A 19,091-nucleotide genomic window follows, 5' to 3' on the forward strand; every position below is an offset into this window, starting at 1 on the left:
TTCTCATCACGGCAAGCTGCCCGACAGTCCGGCTAATTCTCGCCGGAGCGGCCGGATTGCGCCAAACAGCCATGCTATCCTGCCGTCGGCATGCGCGGGTTGGCGGCCAACGGCGCATTTATGCATTGTAAACAAATGTAAACGTGGCATCAACGTATCGGCTATGATAGATAAGAGACCTGAAAGGGTGATGCCAGTGAGATTATATGCAAATATCGTTAAACATCCTTGACTGGCAGGCCTCGGCGCCCGGCTTGTCCGGGCGGGACGACTGGCGGCGCTGGAGCGTTGCCGCGCCGCTTATCGCCCGCGATGCGCCGCTGCCGGACTGCCCTCACCTGCCGATGATGACGGCCCGGCGCCTGAGCGCGGGCAGCCGGCTGGCGGTAGACAACGGCCTGGCGTTGTTGCAGCGCCATCAGCCCGATGCGGTAATTTTTTCCAGCCGTCACGGCGAGCTGGAGCGCAACCAGCGTATACTCGAGGCGCTGGCGGGGCTCACGCCGCCGTCTCCCACCGATTTCGCCATGTCGGTACACAATGCCGCCGTCGGCAGCCTGACGATAGTGGCGAAGGCGCCGCTGGCATCCGCCTCTCTTTCCGCCGGGGAAGACAGTTTCCAGCAGGGCCTGGTTGAAGCGCAGCTATTTTTGCACAGCGGTTATCAGCGGGTGCTGCTGGTGGATTTCGATAATACCATCCCGGCATTCTACCGCCCGTACCTGGCGGAACAGACCCCGGATTATCCTTATGCAGTGGCGCTGTTGCTGACGCCGGGCGCTACGCTGCGCTGCCGATCGCAGCGCCTGGATAAGCCCATTTCTCCCGGCATGCTGCCGCAAAGCCTGGCTTTCCTGCACGGCTGGTTAAGCGGCGCGCCGGCGTTTACCCTGACCAGCGAGCGCCTGAGCTGGCACTGGAGTTGTTAATGAGCACCCGCGTGGCCACACCCGCCGTCCGCCGGCCCGATAATCAACTGAAGTTTGTCTGGCGCATGCTGATGACCGGCTGTTGCTTCGCTTTATTCGGAATCGGCGGATTGCTGCTGACGGCGTGGTTTCATATCCTGTGCCTGCGGCAAAAAGATCCGCATGCGCGCACCCGCCGCGCGCGCGCGGTCATTTCCGGCAGCTTCCGGTTATTCCTCGGGGTCACGCGACGGCTGGGCGTTCTGGATTACCATATCCACGGCGCGCATCTGTTGCGCGAAGATAGCGGTAACCTGGTACTGGCGAATCATCCGACGCTGCTTGATTACGTACTGCTGGCCTCGGTCATGCCGCAATGCGATTGCATCGTCAAGCGGGCGCTATTGGATAACATTTATGTCCGCGGGGCCATCAGGGCGGCGGATTACCTGATTAATACGCAGGCGGAGCTGCTGCTCATGGAAAGCAGTAAACGGCTGCACGCGGGGAGCAGCCTGCTGATTTTTCCGGAAGGAACGCGATCGCGCCCCGGCGTACCGATGAAGCTGCACCGCGGGGCGGCGAACCTGGCGGTGCGCAGCGCATGCGATATCCGTATTGTCCATATCCACTGCAGCCAGCTGTTTCTCAGCAAGGGCAGCAAGTGGTACCAGATCCCGCGGACCAAGCCGCTGTTCACCGTTGAGGTCAAGACGCGGTTTTCCGCCGGTGATTTTTTTGCCGGTGGGGACCCGTCGCCCGCGCTGGCGGCGCGGCGTCTGACCCGGCATTTGGCCGGGATCCTGGCACCGGAACATAGCTAAATTTTTTGAGATAACATCATGGAACAGCTTAACCAGGAAATTAAACAGTTGATAATCGACACCCTGAATCTGGAAGGGATCGGCAGGGACGACATCGACACCGACGCACCGCTGTTTGGCGATGGGCTGGGCTTGGACTCTATCGACGCCCTGGAATTGGGGCTGGCGGTAAAAAACCGTTATAACGTCGTACTTTCGGCGGAAAACCAGGAAATACGCAGGCACTTTTTTTCGGTGGCTACCTTGGCGGCGTTTATTCAGTCGCAACGCGCCGCCGGATAAGTATTCTTCAAAGCAGTGCTTATAAAAACAGGTCCAAAGATGGATAAACACGCAATTTACCAAGACGTGACGCAACTGCTGATCGCATTATTTGAAATCGACCCGGCACTTATCACGCCACAGGCGCGCCTGTATGAGGATTTGGATCTCGACAGCATCGACGCCGTGGATATGGTGGTGCATTTGCAGAAAAAAACCGGCAGGAAAATCAAGCCCGAGGCATTTAAATCCGTACGCACGGTGCAGGATGTGGTGGATGCGGTGGCCATACTGCTGGCGGAATAACGCCGTGACTGCCCGTTGCGCGGCTGTCCCGGCCCGCTTCCTGGCGCTCGGGGCGGCCCGCCTGTTCAGCCTGGGGGGGATGATACTGTATCCGTTCGCCGTGTGGTACGGCAGCGCCCATGGGCGACCCGGCCTGACGGCGCTGGCGCTGGCCGCCGTTTTCCTGCTGCGTCTGCTGGTGCTGCGGGGCCTGCTGCCGGCGCTGGACTGGCTGGCCAAAGCGCTGGCGCTGTTCGGCATTCTGCTGTGCGCGGCCAGTTGGCTGCTGCGAAGCCATCATTTACTGCTCTGGTATCCGGTGATGATGAACCTATTGATGCTGCTGCTGTTTGGCGCATCGCTGCTCAGCCGGGCCAGCGTGGTGGAACGTCTGGCCCGGCTGCGGCGACCCCGTCTGCCGCCGCGGGCGATAGCCTATACACGGCGGGTGACCCAGGCCTGGTGCCTGTTTTTTATGATTAACGGCGGCGTGGCGCTGTTTACCTGCCTGTACGGGAATATGTCCTTATGGGCGCTGTATAACGGCGTCATCAGTTATCTGCTGATGGGGCTGCTGATGGGAACGGAATGGATAATCAGGAAACGGACACAAGCCGGCTAGCGCCTTTGCCATTTTTCCCTCCCGCGCGCTGGCTGAGCCGGGAGCGCCCCGATGCCACGCCTGTCGCCTGGCAGGGCGATCGATGCCTCGACCTGGGGCAATTGCGCCATGACGTCACGGTATTATGGCATGCCCTGGCCGATGCCGGCGGCACTCGGTGGGCGCTGTGCTTCGACGATGCCTACGGCTTCCTGGTGGCGCTGCTCGCGCTTTGGCATAGCGGCAAAACGCCGGTCATTCCCGGCCATAACCGGCAGGCGCTGCTGGCGGAGCAACGGCATTTATTCGACGGCGTCATCAGCACCCTGCCGCTGGCCCTGGACTGCCCGCTGCTTGACCCCCGGCAGCATCAACAGCCCGCCGCCCTGCCCCTGCCGCCGCTGGCGGAAGACGCCCGTCTGGTACTGTTCACCTCCGGCTCCACCGGCCGGCCGAAAGAGGTGACCAAAACGCTGCGCGCCATGGAAACCGAATCCCGCTGGCTGGCGGCGCTGACGCGCGACCAGGCGGGGGGGGATACGCTTGCCGGGTGCCGGGTGATCTCAAGCGTTACCCATCAGCATTTATACGGACTGACCTTCGCCCTTTTTCTACCGATGAGCCTGGGCCTGCCCTTTACCCTGGAAATCGCGCGTTATCCGGAACAATTTATCCGCCAGTGCGCCGGGCACCCGGTGCTGTTTATCAGCAGTCCGGCCTTTCTGGCGCGCATCGACCCCCGGCTGCCCGCGCCGCGCTGTATTGCGCTATTTTCCGCCGGCGGGCCGCTGTCCTGGCCCGACGCACGGGCCGCCGGTCAATGGCTGTCGGCCGCGGTGACCGATATTTACGGCGCCACCGAAACCGGAATTCTGGCCTGGCGGCGCCGCTTTGGCGAGACTGATTTATGGCAACCGTTCGACGGCGTTGAATTTCATGCCGCCGCGGGCGGGATCAGAGCGACTTCGGCGCTGATAGCCGGGCCTGAAGGGCAATTACTGGACGATCGGCTGGTATTCGGCGAAGATGGCCGTCAGTTTTCCCTGGCGGGACGCGACGATCGGGTGGTCAATATCGAAGAAAAGCGGCTGTCGCTGGCCGACATCGAGCAGCGCCTGAACGCGCTGCCGGATATCGCCGAGGCGGTGGCGCTGCCGCTGACCAGGCACGGCCGCCACACCCTCGGCGCGGTGATAGTGCTGTCGCCGGCGGGAAAAGAACGCCTGGCCGCAGGCTCCCTGCCGGCGCTGGTGCGGCAATACCGGCGCGCGCTCGGCGCCTGGCTCGAACCGGTGGCCGTGCCGCGTTACTGGCGCGTGGCCGGCGCGCTGCCGCGTACGGCGCGAGGCAAATACGACTGGGATCGGCTCAAGGAGTTGTTTTTTATTATGCTTCCCACTGAGATTTCCCGCCTGACGCCGGACTGGAACCGGGCCGAACTGCTGCTGCGGCTGGATCCGGCTCTGTTCTGGTTTCGCGGCCATTTTCCCGCACGGCCGATATTACCGGGGGTGGCGCAGGTAGATTGGGCGCTGCACTATTTCCGGGAGCTGCTGGCGCGTGAAGCGCCGGGCGGCGATCAGCCGGCGCCCGCCGTTCAGTTCAGCGGCATTGAGAACGTTAAGTTCCAGCTTCCGGTTAAACCGGGCCAAACGCTGCGCCTGCATCTGGAGTGGCAGGCGCCGCACCGGTTATTACGCTTTCGCTATACGCTTTGCGATGCCGATCTCAAGGACGGGCCCACGGTCAGCAGCGGGAAAATAATGCTATGTCCCTGACCGATGCCCGCGCCGCGGAGCCGACGACCTGTGTCATCATCCCCTGTTTCAACCATGGTCCCATGCTGACCGGGGTACTGACGCGCCTGCGGCCCTACGGCCTGCACTGCTTTATTATCGACGACGGCAGCGGCGCCCCTACCCGGAACATTCTTGAGCGGCTTTGCGCCGGGCAAGACGGCATCACCCTGCTGCGCCTGGCGGCAAACCAGGGTAAGGGCCGGGCGGTAATGACGGGACTTGCCGCCGCGGCGGCGGCCGGTTATACCCATGCGCTGCAGGTGGACGCCGACGGCCAGCATCAGTTGGAGGACATCCCCCTGCTGCTGCGCGCCGCCGCCGCCGCGCCGGATAAGCTGATTTCCGGCCGGCCGGTATACGATGATTCGGTGCCGCGCGCCAGGCTGTATGGCCGCTATATTACCCATGTCTGGGTATGGATCGAAACGCTGTCGCTGTCGCTGCAAGACAGCATGTGCGGCTTTCGCGTCTATCCCATCGCCGCCACCCTGTCGCTTGGCCGGCGGGTTACGCTTGGCGCGCGCATGGACTTCGATACCGAGGTGATGGTCCGCCTTTATTGGCAGGGCAACGAGAGCCTGTTTGTGCCGACCCGGGTCATCTACCCCGTGGACGGATTATCCCATTTTGACGGGCTGCGCGATAACTGCCGCATTTCCTGGATGCATACCCGGCTGTTTTTCGGCATGTTGCCGCGTATTCCCGCGCTGTTGCGGCGCAACTGGCGGCGGCGCCCGCCGTCCCTGCATTGGTCCGGCATGGCCGAGCGGCACGGCGCCATGGGTATGCGTTTTATGCTGGCCGCCTACCGTTGCGGCGGCCGCAGGCTATTTAACGCCTTGCTCTATCCGGTTATCGGTTATTTTTGGCTCACCGGCCGGGCCCAGCGCCGCGCGTCCGGGCAGTATTTGCACCGGCTGAGACAGACCGCCGCCCTCCAGGGTATTGAGCTGCCGGGCCGCTTGTCCAGTTTTCGCCATTTTATGCGCTTCGGCGACGCGATGCTGGATAAGCTGGCCGGCTGGCAAGGCGATATCAGGCTCGGGGAGCAGATTGATTTTGCCGAACAGTCCCCGGCGCAGCCGGATATCGACCGCCAGCGCGGCCTGCTGATCCTGGCCTCCCACCTGGGCGATATTGAAGTCTGCCGCGCCCTGGCGCAGGGCGGCGGCCGGGTCAGGATCAACGCGCTGGTATTCAGCGCCCACGCGCAGCGTTTCAGGAGGCTGCTGGAACAGATCAACCCGGATGCGGGCATCAACCTGATCCCGGTGACGGATATCGGGCCGGAAACCGCCATCCTGCTGCGCGAGAAGCTGGATCTGGGGGAATGGGTGGCCATCGTCGGCGATCGCACGCCGGTACAGGCGCAGCAACGGGGCGCCGGACGCCGGGTAATATGGAGTGAATTCCTCGGCCGGCCCGCGCCGTTCCCCCAAGGCCCGTTTGTGCTGGCGGCGGCCCTGCGCTGCCCTGTAGCCCTAATGTTTGCCCTGAAAGAGCAGGGCAAGCTACGTATTTATTACGAACATTTCGCCGACCGGCTCGAACTGCCGCGCCAGCAGCGGCAGCAGGCGCTGCAGCAAACCGTCGACAGGTATGCGGGGCGGTTGCAGCACTACTGCCTGCGCTCGCCGCTCGACTGGTTTAATTTTTTTGATTTCTGGCGCCTGCCCGACGAGCAGGCGCCGCAGCCACCCGAGGCCTGATATGCTGTTAACCGATCCGCGGTTTAGCGCGGAAATAGAGATAACCGTTCCGTTTCATGATGTCGACGCCATGGGCGTCGTTTGGCACGGCCACTATTTGCGGTATATGGAGATCGCGCGCGAGGCGCTGCTTAATCAGTTCGATTACGGCTACCGGCAGATGGAAGCTTCCGGTTATCTGTGGCCGGTAGTGGATGCGCGCGTCAAATACCGCGCGCCGCTGACCTTTGAGCAATCCATCCGCGTTCAGGCGCGCATTGAGGAATACGAGAACCGCCTGCGCATCGGCTATAGCATTTTCGACCGGCCGAGCGGTAATAAAACCACCACCGGCTACACCATCCAGGTGGCGGTGGAGCGCCACAGCCGCGAGCTCTGTTTTGTCAGCCCGCAGGCACTGTTGCAACGCATGGGGATAGTATGATGAAAAAGCTGTTGCCGGGCCTGCTGCTTTGCTGCCTTGCCGCCGTCAACGCCCGGGCGGTTACGCTTGATGCGCTGCAGCAGCGTTTCGCCGGGCAGCCGGTGGTGCGCGCGCATTTTGATCAGCAGCGCAGCATCAGCGGCATCGCCCGCCCGCTGCGCTCATCGGGCGAGCTGCTTATCGCCCGGCAAAACGGTCTGTGGTGGCAGCAGCAGCAGCCGTTTCTGCTAACCCTGATCCTCAACGACAGCAAAATGGTGCAAATCACCGGCAACCAGCCGCCTGAGGTGGTCACCGCCGCCGGTAATCCGCAGATGTTCCGCTTTAATCATCTGCTGCGCGCCCTGTTCCAGGCCGACCGCGCGGTGCTGGAGCAAAACTTTACCCTGCAATTCACCGATAAAGGCCAGGAAAACTGGCAACTGGTGCTGGTGCCAAAGACTTCACCGCTGGATAAGCTCTTCACGGCCATCACGCTTACCGGCCAAACCTATCTTGATCATATCCTGCTGGAGGATAAGCAGGGAGACAGCACCGCCATTACCTTCAGCCGGCAGCGCACGCAGCCCGGGGTACTGAGCCATGACGAGCAGCAGCGCTTTGAGCAGTGAATCCTTCAGTAAATTCTACCTGCGCGCGGCGGCGGCCTGGCTGCTGATCTGCCTGGGGCTGTTGCTGGCGTTGGCGCTGCTGCTGCCGCGCAGCCAGATTAACAGCAGCGTATTGGCGTTGCTGCCGCGCCAGGCCATGGGCCCGTTGCCGCCGGCGGTGTACGACGGTTTTATGCAACGCCTCGACCGCCAGCTGGTCTGGATGGTCAGTCCCGCCGACGGGCAGGGATTGGCGCCGGTGCAATGGTGGGCGCAACAGGTGGCTGCCCTGCCCGGCATGGGCGCGGTGAAAGGCCCGATGACCGAACAGCAGCAGCAGCAATGGGGCCGGTTTTATTTCCAGCATCGTAACGCCATGATTGACGACCAGACCCGCGCGCGGCTGCAACAGGGCGGCGGCGCGCAGGCCGATTGGATTGCCGGCCAGCTTTACTCCGCGTTTGCCGGGGTCGGCGGCCAGGAACTGCAGCACGACCCGCTGCTGCTGGTGCGCGGGTCCCAGCTGGCGCTGCAACAGTCCGCCGGCCGCCTGACCCTTGACCAGGGCTGGCTGATGAGCCGGGACCCGCAGGGCGCCGCATGGTATCTGATCCACGCAGAGCTGGCCGCCTCCTCCTATGATATGCAGTCGTCCCATCAGGTGGCCCTGCGGCTGGCGCAACTGCGCCAGCAATTGGAAACGCGCTGGCCGGGCGCGCGGCTGTTATCCCGCGGCACGCTGTTTTACAGCGACTACGCCAGCCAGCAGGCCAGGCATGATATTTCCACCCTGGGACTGGCGACGGTCATCGGCGTGCTGCTGCTGATCGGGCTGGTATTCCGTTCGCCGCTGCCCCTGCTATGCTGCGCCCTGTCGGTGGCCGTCGGCGCGCTGGCGGGCACCGTGGCCTGCCTGCTGCTCTTTGGCGAGCTGCATGTCATGACGCTGATGATGAGCATCAGCATCGTCGGCATTTCCGCCGACTACACGCTCTACTACCTGACCGAGCGCCTGGTACACGGCCGGCAAAATACACCGATGGCCAGCCTGCGCAAGGTACTGCCGGCACTTTCGGCGGCGCTGGCGACCACGGTGGCGGCCTACCTTATCATGGTGCTGGCCCCCTTCCCCGGCCTGCGTCAGCTGGCGGTGTTCGCCGCCGCCGGGCTGAGCGCCGCCTGCCTGACGGTGATCTGCTGGTACCCGCTGCTCACCAGGCGTTTGCCGGTGCGGCCCACCCCGGCGTTGCCGCTTATCCGCGCCTGGCTGTCCGCCTGGCGGCATCGTAAGGTCCTGCGCATCGGCCTGCCGCTGGCGCTGGCCGTATTTACCCTGGCCGGGCTGCTGCAACTGCGGATTGACGATGATATCGCCCAATTGCAGGCGCTGCCGCAGCAGATTCATCAGCAGGAAGAAGACATCGCCCGGCTCTCCGGCCAGGAACAGGATCAAAAATGGTTGGTGGTTACCGGCGCCAGCGCGGAGCAGACGCTGCAGCGCATGGAGCAACTGGCGCCGGCCCTGGCGCAGGCGCAAAGCCGGGGCATTCTGGCGGGCTACCGGATGCCGCCGTTGTCGTCGCAGCGGCGCCAGCGCGAGGATCTGGCCTTGCTGACCCGGGCGGCGCCGGCGGCGGTCGAGCGCCTGGGGCAAATCGGGGTGGGCGCCGCGGCGCCCGATCTCAGTCCGATGCCGGTATCGCCCACGGACTGGCTGGCGAGCGTGGTCAGCGAAGGCTGGCGCCTGTTATGGCTTAGCCTGGCCGACGGGCAAAGCGCGGTACTGATCCCGGTAAGCGGCGTGACCGACAGTGCGGCGCTGCGACACCTTGCCCAATCCCGGCCCGGCGTCAGCTGGGTGGATCGCAAGGCGGACTTCGATGCGATGTTCGCCGCCTACCGGCATAAGCTCGGCTGGCTGCTGCTGGCCTCGATTGGGGTGATTGCCGCGAGCTTTATCGCGCGCCAGGGCTGGCGGCAGGGCCTGCTAAGCCTGATCCCGACGCTATTATCCCTGGGGGCGGGCCTGTCGGTGCTGGCGTTAAGCGGCCATGCGCTGAATTTATTTTCCATGCTGGCGCTGGTATTGGTGCTGGGCATCGGCATCAACTATCAGCTGTTTTTCGCCAATCCGCGCGGCACACCCTCCACGTCGATGCTGGCGGTGACCCTGGCGGTGATGACCACTTCCCTGACCCTGGGCATGCTGGTGTTCAGCCACACCCAGGCCATCGCCAGCTTCGGCATCGTTCTGTGCAGCGGTATTTTCACCGCCTTTTTATTGTCGCCGCTGGCTTTGCCGCCCGGGCGGGGGGATTATTGATGAAAGCATTATCCGCACTGGTGCTGCTGCCGGCCCTGCTGCTTGCCGCCTGCGCCGCCGGACCGAAAGCGCCGTCGGCCTGGCTAAAACCCGGGGTGTCCGTAAGGCTGCCGCAGCCCGGCATAACACCGGCCATCAGCGAACAGCAGTTACTGACCGCCACAGTACCGGGACACGGTGCGCAATCCCTGCTGGTGCTGCTGAATGCCGATGGGCAGCGGTTAACCCTGGTGGGGCTGTCATCGCTCGGTATCCGCCTGTTTAAAGTCGCCTACGACCGGCAGGGGATCCATACCGAGCAATCGGTGGTGCTCCCGCAGCTGCCGCCGGCGAGCCAGGTTTTGGCGGATATCATGCTAAGCTATTGGCCGGCCGCGGCCTGGCGCGAGGTGCTGCCGCCAGGCTGGACGCTGGTGGACCAGGCCGACCGGCGGGTGCTGGCGGATCCCGGCGGCCATAGCGTAACCGAGATACGCTATGGGTTAATTGCGGGCCGGCGTCAGCCGGTCGAGCTGCATAACCTGGTTTTCCATTACCAGATCGCCATTCAACATCTGGACGACTAAACGATGATTTCAATTTCAGCGGTCGGCATGCTAAATGCCCTGGGTAACGATATGGCGGAGATCGCCGCCAATCTTACGCGCGGCGTGGCGCCGGGGATGAAACTGAGCCATGACTGGCTATTGCGGGGGCGTCCCTGCTGGCTGGGAGCGGTTACCGGCCCTCTGCCGCGGATACCCGCCCGGCTTCAGCGCCACGATAGCCGTAATAATCGCCTGCTGCTGGGGGCGCTGGCGCAAATCCGCGCCCAGGTGGACGACGCCGTGGCCGCCTTCGGCGCGGAGCGCGTGGCCATCGTGCTGGGCACCAGCACCTCGGGCCTGGATGAATGCGATCGGCAGGTTACCGCCGCCGCGCGCGGGGAAACATCGCCAGGATATTATTATCAGATGCAGGAATTAGGGGATCCGGCGCGTTTTCTCGCCGCGTTCCTGCAATTGGAGGGCCCGGCCTATACCTTATCCACCGCCTGCTCTTCCAGCGCGCGGGCGATTATCAGCGGACGCCGGCTGATTGAAACCGGCATGGCGGACGCGGCCATCGTCGGCGGCGCCGATAGCCTGAGCCGGATGCCGATCAACGGGTTCGACAGCCTGGAATCGTTATCCGCGGAACGCTGCCGGCCGTTCAGCGCCGAACGCGACGGCATCAGCATCGGCGAAGGCGCGGCGCTGCTGCTGCTGACCCGGGCGCAGGGCGCCGTTGCCCTGCGGGGCATCGGCGAATCCTCCGACGCCTGGCATATGTCAGCGCCCCATCCCGAAGGCAGCGGCGCGATCCGCGCCATTGAAATGGCCCTGGCGGACGCCAATCTCGCGGCGTCGGATATCGGTTACATTAATCTACACGGTACCGCCACCCCGCTGAACGACCGCATCGAAGCGCTGGTGATTCACCGTCTGTTCGGTCAACAGGTTCCCTGCAGTTCAACCAAACACCTGACCGGCCATACGCTGGGCGCCGCCGGGGCAATCGAGGCGGCGCTCGGCTGGTTATTGCTGACCGACTCCCTGCCGCTGCCGCCGCAGGATTTCTCCGCCGCCACCCTCGATCCCGGCCTGGCGGAGTTCGGCCTGCTGACCGCGCCCGCCCGCCTGGCCCGGCGTTATATCATGTCCAACTCGTTCGCCTTCGGCGGCAATAATACCTGCCTTATTCTGGGCGATAACGAGGTAAGCCATGTTGCCTGAAACACCCGTCATGCCCGATGCCTTGCCCGCCGCGCACTATCTGCCGCACGACACGCCGATGGTGCTGATCGAACACGTCTGCGCTATCGACGATCTGCATGCCCGCTGCCGGGTCGCCGTCGGCCGCGAAGGCGTGCTGGGTCCCTTTCTGAATAGGCACGGCGATTTGCCCGCCTGGTACGCACTGGAGATGATGGCGCAAACCATCGGCGTCTGGTCCGGCTGGCATGGGCGGCAGCGCGGCGAGCCGCCCCGTCCCGGACTGCTATTGGGCGCGCGCGCCTTACACTGCGCCCGGCCGGTATTCCCCCATGGCAGCGAGCTGGATATCAGTATCAGCCTGTTGCTGCGGGATGAGCGTATCGGCAGCTTTGAATGCCGGATAGAGTGCGCCGGCGACACCCTTGCTTCCGGGCGGCTGAATACTTATCAGCCCGATGAAAATGAAATTAACCCATTATTACAGGAATAATACGATGACACGCTCGGTATTGGTGACGGGAGCCAGTAAGGGAATAGGACGCGCAATCGCCTGCCAGCTGGCGCGGGACGGCTTTACGGCAATCGTTCACTATCATCATGACCGGGCAGGGGCGGAGGAAACGCTGCTGCGGATAACGGCGCAGGGCGGCCGGGGGCGGATTATCGCCTTTGATGTCGCCGACCGCGACGCATGCCGTCAGGCGATAACGGCGGATATCGACCGGCACGGCGCGTATTACGGCGTGGTCAGCAATGCCGGCATGACCCGCGACGGCGCCTTCCCGGCGCTGGACGGCGAGGATTGGGACAGTGTAATGCATACCAATCTCGACAGTTTCTATAACGTGTTGCATCCCTGCATCATGCCGATGATCGGCCTGCGCGACGGCGGGCGCATCATCACCCTGTCCTCGGTATCCGGTCTTATCGGCAACCGGGGACAGGTCAACTACAGCGCGGCCAAGGCCGGCATTATCGGCGCCACCAAGGCGCTGGCGGTTGAGCTGGCGAAACGGCATATCACCGTTAACTGCATTGCGCCGGGGCTGATTGATACCGGCATGATCGACCTGGACGCGCGCGCCCTGGACCAGGCCATGGGCCTTATCCCGATGAAACGCATGGGGCAGGCGGATGAAGTGGCGGGACTTGCCGGCTACCTGATGTCGGACATAGCCGGTTATATCACACGCCAGGTCATCTCCATTAACGGAGGCATGCTATGAACCGCCGCGTGGTGATTACCGGCATGGGCGGCGTCACCGCCTTTGGCGAAAGCTGGCAGGCGGTGGCGCAAGGCCTTAAGCGCCTGGAAAACGCCGTGGTCGCCATGCCGCAGTGGCGCGAGTTCGACGGGTTGAATACCCTGCTGGCCGCCCCGCTGCCCGCCTTTGCGCTGCCCGAACATTATACCCGCAAGCGCATCCGCTCCATGGGCCGGGTATCGCTGCTGGCGACCCGGGCCACCGAACTGGCGCTGGAACAGGCGGGGCTGCTGAATGATGCCATCCTGACCGGCGGCGAAACAGGCATTGCCTACGGCTCGTCCACCGGCAGCACCAAACCCATCAGCGATTTCGCCACCATGCTGACGGAGAAACACACCCACAATATCACCGGCACCACCTATGTGCAGATGATGCCGCATACCACGGCGGTCAATGCCGGATTGTTCTTCGGCCTGCGCGGCCGGGTAATCCCCACCTCCAGCGCCTGCACCTCCGGCAGCCAGGCCATCGGGTATGCCTATGAAGCCATCAAGCATGGCTACCAAACGGTCATGGTGGCCGGCGGCGCCGAGGAACTCTGTCCTTCCGAGGCGGCGGCCTTCGATACGCTGTTTGCCACCAGCCAGCTTAACGACGCGCCTAAGCTCACACCCGCCCCCTTTGATGTCAACCGGGACGGACTGGTCATTGGCGAAGGCGCGGGCACGCTGGTATTGGAAGCGCTGGATTTTGCCCGGGCCAGGGGCGCCACTATTTATGGCGAGCTGGTGGGGTTCGCCACCAACTGCGATGCCAGCCATATTACCCAGCCGCAGCAGTCCACCATGCAAATCTGCATGGCGCAGGCGCTGCAAAACGCCGGCGTATCCAGCGGGGACATCGGCTATATCAGCGCGCACGGCACCGCCACGGAACGCGGCGACATTGCCGAGAGCCGCGCCACCGCCGCGCTATTCGGTAATACCACGCCGATATCCTCGCTGAAGAGCTATTTCGGCCACACGCTGGGGGCCTGCGGCGCGCTGGAAGCCTGGATGAGCCTGGAAATGATGCGCGAGGGCTGGTTTGCCCCAACGCTTAACCTGCGCCAGCCGGACCCGGAATGCGGCGATTTGGACTATATCACCGGCCAGCCCAGGCTCATCGACACCGGTTATATCCAGTCCAATAACTTTGCCTTCGGCGGTATTAATACTTCACTGATTATTAAACGCTGGGCACACTGACGCCGCCCGCGCGCTCATCCACCAAGCCGATGCCCGTTCCATTGGTGCCGCCGGTCGCGGCATTGGCAAGAATATAGCCCCATAACACGGCCATGGCATGCAGTGAATCGCCATATTCTTTAGAACCGGAACACGACAAATCCATACGGCCTATTTCCATGGCCAGAACGAGCAGCGACACGGCAAAACTTTTCTGCCCTTTGCAGCTGCTATCTATATGCCTCAGCATACCGATGCCCGGATGGTCATCACCCTTATTTATTATTTCACATGCCTTTTTCTTTGCGCGGCCATGAATTAAGTTCTGCGCTTTCGATTCAGCCAGCCGTATAACGGCAATCCCGATAAAATAAACCTTTTCTTCAACTGTCTGTTGTTTATCTCCCAGGGACGGCAAAGGGACCATAAGGTCGTTAATGATAAGGGTAGCTCTTGCCATTGACGGCTCATCAAGTAATGGTACGATAGCGCCCATCTTGGGGTGAGAACTGTTTGTGGCGCCAAAAGACCACTGTTGGTCGCCATGATGAAAATAATTGCCGACATAAGCCAGCATATCGGCCATGCGCTGCATTACGCGCCGGAAAAAAGGCTTGTGAACGGGCATATTAGTAGCGCTAGCATTTATAGATATTTGACTATTACTGATCGAGTTTACCTCGGATATAAGCGGTTGATTGGCCTCCTCAGCATAATCAAGGTAATCATTATTTATATCATGCCGTATATTGGTTGCCGAAAAATACCACATAACCTTCCTTGGTAACGATAAATTAAATATAAGCACCTTTTCCCGGCCCATTTAATGATAAACCAACGCGGTTGTACATGTACTTTTATGCAATGATAATTTGACGATCCTTGCTTAATATTGCTTAAACCAAACAAACCGGGACAGCAAGCGAACACCGGACGCCTATTTTTTAGGTTTTGCCGCGATCATCTCCACCTGAACGGAAGGATCCATGGCCTCCACCGCCTTTTGCAGCTCCGCCAGGGCGAATTTCAGGGAGGCGATCTCCTGCTGCAGCGCCCGCACTTCGAGCGAAGTGCGGTTGGCTTTGGGAAACGCGTCAAGCACGTCATGTTCATGAAACATGCGCACCTGACGGTTATCCAGGTTAACCATCTGATATTTCAAGCGGCCGCTGTTGATGGCGTTATAAACCGTCTTGCGGCTGACCATTGCTATCTCAATCACCTGGCTTATTCTTAACATCGCATTTCTCTGAAGGCGTAGGGAGATTCCGGCTTCATTCTAACGGGTAGTGATGGATTCAGTGAACAGTTTCGCGATGCCCTCCGGCGAGTTTCCGCCGATTTTGTTAACCTGCTCAATATCCCCCAGCAATGCAAACAGGGATTGGATAATGGCCACTTTTTCGCACGACGGATCGATGGCCATCAACACCACGACGGCCGGTTTTACCACCGCTTGTGGCTCATCGGTGCGATGGAACTCCACCCCCGCCTGGTTTACCGCGACGGCAAAGCCGGTGGCGAGCACATGTTCAAACTCGGTATGGGGTATGGCGATACTGTGCGTCTCCATATCGATGCCGGTGGGATAAACCGCTTCCCGATCAAGCACGCCCTGGCGAAAGCTTGCTTTGACCAAGCCGTCCGCGTACAGGCTGTCCGCCATCAGGGTCAGCAGTTCATCACGGCTTATCGGCTGGGTAATGGTGAAGACGCGCTCGGCGCTGAACATCATGATTATTCTCCCATCTCTGTGCCGGCGGCGCCCGTTTGCGCCGCCAACCGGTCCTCACGGAGGATTTTTTTGCGGTTCCATAGCGCCAGCAGCAGCGCCAAGAGGATCAGCACGCCGACGCCGATGGCCTTGAAATAGAACCCCTGGATAATGACCCAGGGCAGCATTGCGCCGGCATAATCAACGCTGCTGATACTGGTTGCGCCATGGGGTAACGAGAACCCGGTGCTGACGGCGGTACTGGTCACCAGCGGCGCCAGGCTGGTGCCGATTAACAGCGCCAGGCTCAGGGTAAGCAGGCCGGTGAGCAGGGTGCGGAACATATCGCCCCGGCATACGGCGGTCACCAGCACAAAGGCAAACGGCAGGCCCGTCAGCGAGGCGAACGGCAGAAACTGATTACCGGGGATAATCGCCGCCAGCACCAGCATAATCGGGATCATCAGCATCGACACCGACAGGGTAACCGGATGGCCGACGCTGACGGCGGAATCCAGCCCGATGGAAATTTTGCCGAACGAACCGGCCCGGGACTGCGCAATTTCCTGGATACGCTCGCTGATGGGATAGACCCCTTCCATCAACATCTTGGCCATGCGGGGGATAATGGTCATCACCGCGGCCATGGTGATGGCGGTTTGCAGGATGGCCTTCACATCAACCCCGGCGATAACGGCCAGGATGGCGCCGATAATCGCGCCCAGGCAGGCGGGATCGCCTAATATCGATAAGCGCTTTTGAATCACATCGGTATCGATTTTAATATCGCGCACGCCGGGGATACGATCGACTATCGCGTTAACCAGCCAGGCGGCGGGCACAAACGACGCGGAAAAACCATGCGGCACCGAGATACCCGGCAAATTGAGGTATTTTTCCACATCGGCGGTGGTGCGATCGGCTATCACCATGGTGACGATACAGTTCAGCCCGGCGGCCAGCACCCCCAGCCAGAGATTACCGGTGATAATGGCCACCAGCGAGCCGGTAAACGCGTGATGCCACAGGTTCCAGATATCCACGTTCAGGATACGGGTGGTCTTGGTATAGAGCATCAGGACATTGATGGCGACGCACACCGGGATCACCAGCGCGCCGACCCGGGTACCCATGGCCACGGCGGCGGCGGCGGGCCATCCCATGTCCAAGACCGTCAGGTTCAGGCCGAACCGCTCGACAATGGCATGGCTGACGGGCGTTAACGAATCAATCATCAGGTTAACGGTAATGCTTAATCCGATAAAACCGATCCCCACCATCAGCCCGGCTTTAATCGATTTGGCGATGGATAAACGCAGCAGCAATCCCAGCAGAATGAAGATCAGGGGCATCATGACCGAGGCCCCCATGCTCACGATATAATCGATAACAAACATGGTATTAACCCTCGGCGAGAATCAATTCTTTAACGCTGCTGAATACTTTGTCGGTCCCCATGCCGGTCAACAGGGGCAAAGCGTTAATGACCGGTACGGACACTTTCACCGGCGAGGTGGAAACGATAAAGTCCACATCGTCGCGGGTGGCGGCTTCCGCCACGGTACCCTGTGATATGCGCACCTTATCCAGCAAGTTTTCCCCCTGCAGGTAAGCTTCCAGTTTTTTCAGCGCCACGGTGCTGGTGGCAACGCCGGCGCCGCAGCAAATCATCATATGTTTCATAGTCAGTTCCCAGTCGAAGAAGTGGGATGATTAAAACATGTTAATGAATCGCTAAATGTGATCGATGTGTAATTTTACACACTTAGATGACAATATATTTTTAACCACACTATTATACTTATATATGTTGTTGATATATAATTATTTATATTATAAAAAACATTATGGCCGTGTGTTCCACTGTGTAACACCCACCAGCCGGGTTAAGCGGGTATCCACCGCTGCCCGCGGCCGGGGCCAAAAAACAGGCGCGGCAACGGGTTAAGCGATCGCTTGTCCGCCCTGATCGGGTAAAGTAAGAGCGGATATTCCCGGCAACGGTATAAGGACAGGGTTAATGACGGACAAAACATGCGTATTATTTGATTGTGACGGCACGCTGGTGGACAGCGAGATCTTGTGTTGCGAGGCCTATGTGCTCCTGTTCGCCCAATACGGCATTGCGCTGACGCTTACCGATGCCATCAGGGATTTCAAAGGCGTAAAACTCAATGACATCTTCGATCGCATGAGGGAACAGCACGGCCTGCGCCAGCGGGCGGATATCCTGGAAGCCGAGTACCGCGCGCATGTAGCCCGGCTGTTTGATGAGCGGCTGGTTGCCATCGAGGGCGTGCGCGAGCTTTTGCAGCGGATCGTCGTACCGATGGCGGTGGTGTCCAACGGTCCGGTCAGTAAAATGGAGCACTCGCTCGGCCTGACGTCGCTGCTGCCGTTTTTTGCGCAACGTCTGTTCAGCGGTTACGATGTGCAGCGCTGGAAGCCCGACCCGGCGGTGATCCATCATGCCGCCGCCCAGCTGGGGGTACCGGTGGCGCAATGCATTTTAGTCGAGGATTCGGTGTCCGGCGTCCAGGCGGGCATCGCCGCCGGCATGCCGGTATTTTACTATTGCGCCGATGCGCATAATCCGCCGATCGACCACCCGCTGGTCACCCGCTTTGATGATATGGGTCAGCTGCCGGCGTTATGGCGCGCGCGGGGATGGACGTTGACCGGCGCACCGGAAGTATTGGTATGATCGGCCAGGATTATTATTCCTTCGGCGGACTGGCCTCGCCGCCGGCATCCGCGGCCTTATCTTTACCCGTGCCCGTCAGCAGCGTTTCCAGCGCGTCGCCGCCCACATGGCGGAAGTCCTGTCCCTTAACAAAATAGAAAATATATTCGCAGATATTCTGGCAGCGATCGCCGATACGCTCGATGGAGCGGGCGCAAAACAGCGCCGTCAGCACGCTGGGAATAGTGCGGGGATCTTCCATCATATAGGTCATCAGCTGACGGACGATACCCTCGTATTCCTGGTCGACTTTTTTATCCTCGCGATAAATCCGGATCGCCTCATCCAAATCCATGCGCGCAAAGGCGTCCAGCACGTCATGCAGCATCTGCACCGTATGGCGTCCAAGCGACTCCAGGCTGACCAGCATCTGCAAATGCTGCTGGGAGTATTTTTCCAGCGCGGTACGGCAGATTTTATCCGCGCCGTCGCCGATACGCTCCAGTTCGGATATGGTTTTGATGATCGATATCACCAGGCGTAAATCGCTGGCGGTAGGCTGGCGCTTGGCAATAATACGCACACAGGCTTCATCAATGGCCACCTCCATCGCATTCACCTTGACGTCCCCGGCGATGACCCGTTTGGCCAATTCTTCATCCTGGCTGTGCATCGCGCTGATGGCGTCGGTAAGCTGTTGCTCCACCAGGCCGCCCATCGCCATCACCTGGGTGCGTATGTGTTCCAGTTCGGCGTTAAACTGGCCGGAAATATGCTTATTGAGATTCAGGTTTTCCATG

The 19,091-nt window shown here is 61.0% G+C and carries 22 protein-coding genes; 16 read left to right on the forward strand and 6 right to left on the reverse strand.

Annotation, left to right across the window (positions count from 1 at the left end; genetic code table 11):
- The first annotated feature begins 206 nt into the window (after positions 1 to 206).
- Genes ACL2XQ_RS26095 through ACL2XQ_RS26165 form a run of 15 tightly spaced genes read left to right on the forward strand, consistent with a single transcriptional unit; the run spans position 207 to position 13,915 of the window.
- Positions 207 to 929 (forward strand): beta-ketoacyl synthase chain length factor, encoded by a 723-nt coding sequence (locus tag ACL2XQ_RS26095; protein WP_413727452.1) that lies wholly within the window; start codon positions 207 to 209, stop codon positions 927 to 929.
- Positions 929 to 1,732, forward strand: a complete 804-nt coding sequence (locus tag ACL2XQ_RS26100; RefSeq protein ID WP_413727451.1) for a lysophospholipid acyltransferase family protein — start codon at positions 929 to 931, stop codon at positions 1,730 to 1,732. The genes ACL2XQ_RS26095 and ACL2XQ_RS26100 overlap by 1 nt, the downstream gene beginning before the upstream one ends.
- Positions 1,733 to 1,750: 18 nt before the next feature.
- A complete protein-coding gene (locus ACL2XQ_RS26105; RefSeq protein WP_413731585.1) occupies positions 1,751 to 2,014 on the forward strand; it encodes a phosphopantetheine-binding protein in 264 nt (87 codons plus the stop codon).
- Between the two features lie 39 nt (positions 2,015 to 2,053).
- Positions 2,054 to 2,299 carry an acyl carrier protein gene (locus ACL2XQ_RS26110; protein ID WP_410012869.1) on the forward strand — a complete coding sequence of 82 codons (246 nt, stop codon included), beginning with the start codon at positions 2,054 to 2,056 and terminating at the stop codon, positions 2,297 to 2,299.
- Positions 2,300 to 2,303: 4 nt separating this feature from the next.
- Entirely contained in the window at positions 2,304 to 2,900 is a 597-nt protein-coding gene (locus ACL2XQ_RS26115; protein ID WP_410012868.1) for a hypothetical protein, read from the forward strand.
- A gap of 5 nt (positions 2,901 to 2,905) precedes the next feature.
- Complete coding sequence (locus tag ACL2XQ_RS26120) at positions 2,906 to 4,657, forward strand: AMP-binding protein (RefSeq protein WP_413739861.1); 1,752 nt, start codon at positions 2,906 to 2,908, stop codon at positions 4,655 to 4,657.
- A complete protein-coding gene (locus ACL2XQ_RS26125) occupies positions 4,648 to 6,387 on the forward strand; it encodes a glycosyltransferase family 2 protein (RefSeq protein ID WP_413731582.1) in 1,740 nt (579 codons plus the stop codon). The genes ACL2XQ_RS26120 and ACL2XQ_RS26125 overlap by 10 nt, the downstream gene beginning before the upstream one ends.
- A gap of 4 nt (positions 6,388 to 6,391) precedes the next feature.
- Positions 6,392 to 6,811 carry an acyl-CoA thioesterase gene (locus tag ACL2XQ_RS26130; protein WP_410016676.1) on the forward strand — a complete coding sequence of 140 codons (420 nt, stop codon included), beginning with the start codon at positions 6,392 to 6,394 and terminating at the stop codon, positions 6,809 to 6,811.
- Positions 6,811 to 7,422: a LolA family protein gene (locus ACL2XQ_RS26135; protein ID WP_410016675.1), complete on the forward strand. Its 612-nt coding sequence runs from the start codon at positions 6,811 to 6,813 to the stop codon at positions 7,420 to 7,422. The genes ACL2XQ_RS26130 and ACL2XQ_RS26135 overlap by 1 nt, the downstream gene beginning before the upstream one ends.
- Positions 7,394 to 9,724 carry an MMPL family transporter gene (locus ACL2XQ_RS26140; RefSeq protein ID WP_413739862.1) on the forward strand — a complete coding sequence of 777 codons (2,331 nt, stop codon included), beginning with the start codon at positions 7,394 to 7,396 and terminating at the stop codon, positions 9,722 to 9,724. The genes ACL2XQ_RS26135 and ACL2XQ_RS26140 overlap by 29 nt, the downstream gene beginning before the upstream one ends.
- Positions 9,724 to 10,290, forward strand: coding sequence for a DUF3261 domain-containing protein (locus ACL2XQ_RS26145; RefSeq protein WP_410012864.1), 567 nt, complete (start codon positions 9,724 to 9,726; stop codon positions 10,288 to 10,290). Before ACL2XQ_RS26140 ends, ACL2XQ_RS26145 begins: the two co-directional genes overlap by 1 nt.
- A gap of 3 nt (positions 10,291 to 10,293) precedes the next feature.
- Positions 10,294 to 11,478 carry a beta-ketoacyl-[acyl-carrier-protein] synthase family protein gene (locus ACL2XQ_RS26150; protein ID WP_413721756.1) on the forward strand — a complete coding sequence of 395 codons (1,185 nt, stop codon included), beginning with the start codon at positions 10,294 to 10,296 and terminating at the stop codon, positions 11,476 to 11,478.
- A 10-nt stretch (positions 11,479 to 11,488) separates the two neighbouring features.
- The gene (locus ACL2XQ_RS26155; RefSeq protein WP_413723519.1) at positions 11,489 to 11,950 is read left to right on the forward strand and encodes a 3-hydroxy-fatty acyl-ACP dehydratase; all 462 of its coding nucleotides are present in this window, start codon (positions 11,489 to 11,491) and stop codon (positions 11,948 to 11,950) included.
- A gap of 4 nt (positions 11,951 to 11,954) precedes the next feature.
- Positions 11,955 to 12,686 (forward strand): 3-ketoacyl-ACP reductase FabG2, encoded by a 732-nt coding sequence (locus tag ACL2XQ_RS26160; protein ID WP_413729172.1) that lies wholly within the window; start codon positions 11,955 to 11,957, stop codon positions 12,684 to 12,686.
- Positions 12,683 to 13,915, forward strand: coding sequence for a beta-ketoacyl-ACP synthase (locus tag ACL2XQ_RS26165; RefSeq protein ID WP_410012861.1), 1,233 nt, complete (start codon positions 12,683 to 12,685; stop codon positions 13,913 to 13,915). Before ACL2XQ_RS26160 ends, ACL2XQ_RS26165 begins: the two co-directional genes overlap by 4 nt.
- Here the strand turns inward: ACL2XQ_RS26165 and ACL2XQ_RS26170 are convergent.
- The 5 genes from ACL2XQ_RS26170 to ACL2XQ_RS26190 all read right to left on the reverse strand — a co-directional run bounded on the left by ACL2XQ_RS26170 (position 13,896) and on the right by ACL2XQ_RS26190 (position 17,291).
- A complete protein-coding gene (locus tag ACL2XQ_RS26170) occupies positions 13,896 to 14,666 on the reverse strand; it encodes a hypothetical protein (RefSeq protein ID WP_413729171.1) in 771 nt (256 codons plus the stop codon). The genes ACL2XQ_RS26165 and ACL2XQ_RS26170 overlap by 20 nt on opposite strands.
- A 165-nt stretch (positions 14,667 to 14,831) precedes the next feature.
- Positions 14,832 to 15,116 (reverse strand): DNA-binding protein, encoded by a 285-nt coding sequence (locus ACL2XQ_RS26175; protein WP_413721759.1) that lies wholly within the window; start codon positions 15,114 to 15,116, stop codon positions 14,832 to 14,834.
- 57 nt (positions 15,117 to 15,173) lie between these two features.
- On the reverse strand, positions 15,174 to 15,629 hold the full coding sequence (locus ACL2XQ_RS26180) for a PTS sugar transporter subunit IIA (RefSeq protein WP_410012858.1): 456 nt from the start codon (positions 15,627 to 15,629) through the stop codon (positions 15,174 to 15,176).
- A gap of 2 nt (positions 15,630 to 15,631) precedes the next feature.
- Positions 15,632 to 17,005, reverse strand: coding sequence for a PTS galactitol transporter subunit IIC (locus ACL2XQ_RS26185; RefSeq protein ID WP_410012857.1), 1,374 nt, complete (start codon positions 17,003 to 17,005; stop codon positions 15,632 to 15,634).
- Between the two features lie 4 nt (positions 17,006 to 17,009).
- Positions 17,010 to 17,291, reverse strand: a complete 282-nt coding sequence (locus ACL2XQ_RS26190; RefSeq protein ID WP_410012856.1) for a PTS sugar transporter subunit IIB — start codon at positions 17,289 to 17,291, stop codon at positions 17,010 to 17,012.
- 337 nt (positions 17,292 to 17,628) lie between these two features.
- Between ACL2XQ_RS26190 and yieH the strand changes: the two genes are divergently transcribed.
- Positions 17,629 to 18,312: a 6-phosphogluconate phosphatase gene (yieH, locus tag ACL2XQ_RS26195; protein WP_410012855.1), complete on the forward strand. Its 684-nt coding sequence runs from the start codon at positions 17,629 to 17,631 to the stop codon at positions 18,310 to 18,312.
- 13 nt (positions 18,313 to 18,325) lie between these two features.
- Here the strand turns inward: yieH and phoU are convergent, their stop codons facing one another.
- Positions 18,326 to 19,090: a phosphate signaling complex protein PhoU gene (gene phoU, locus ACL2XQ_RS26200; protein ID WP_410012854.1), complete on the reverse strand. Its 765-nt coding sequence runs from the start codon at positions 19,088 to 19,090 to the stop codon at positions 18,326 to 18,328.
- Between the last annotated feature and the right edge of the window lies 1 nt (position 19,091).

This window comes from Sodalis sp. RH14 (assembly GCF_047324285.1).
Lineage (GTDB): Bacteria > Pseudomonadota > Gammaproteobacteria > Enterobacterales > Enterobacteriaceae > Acerihabitans.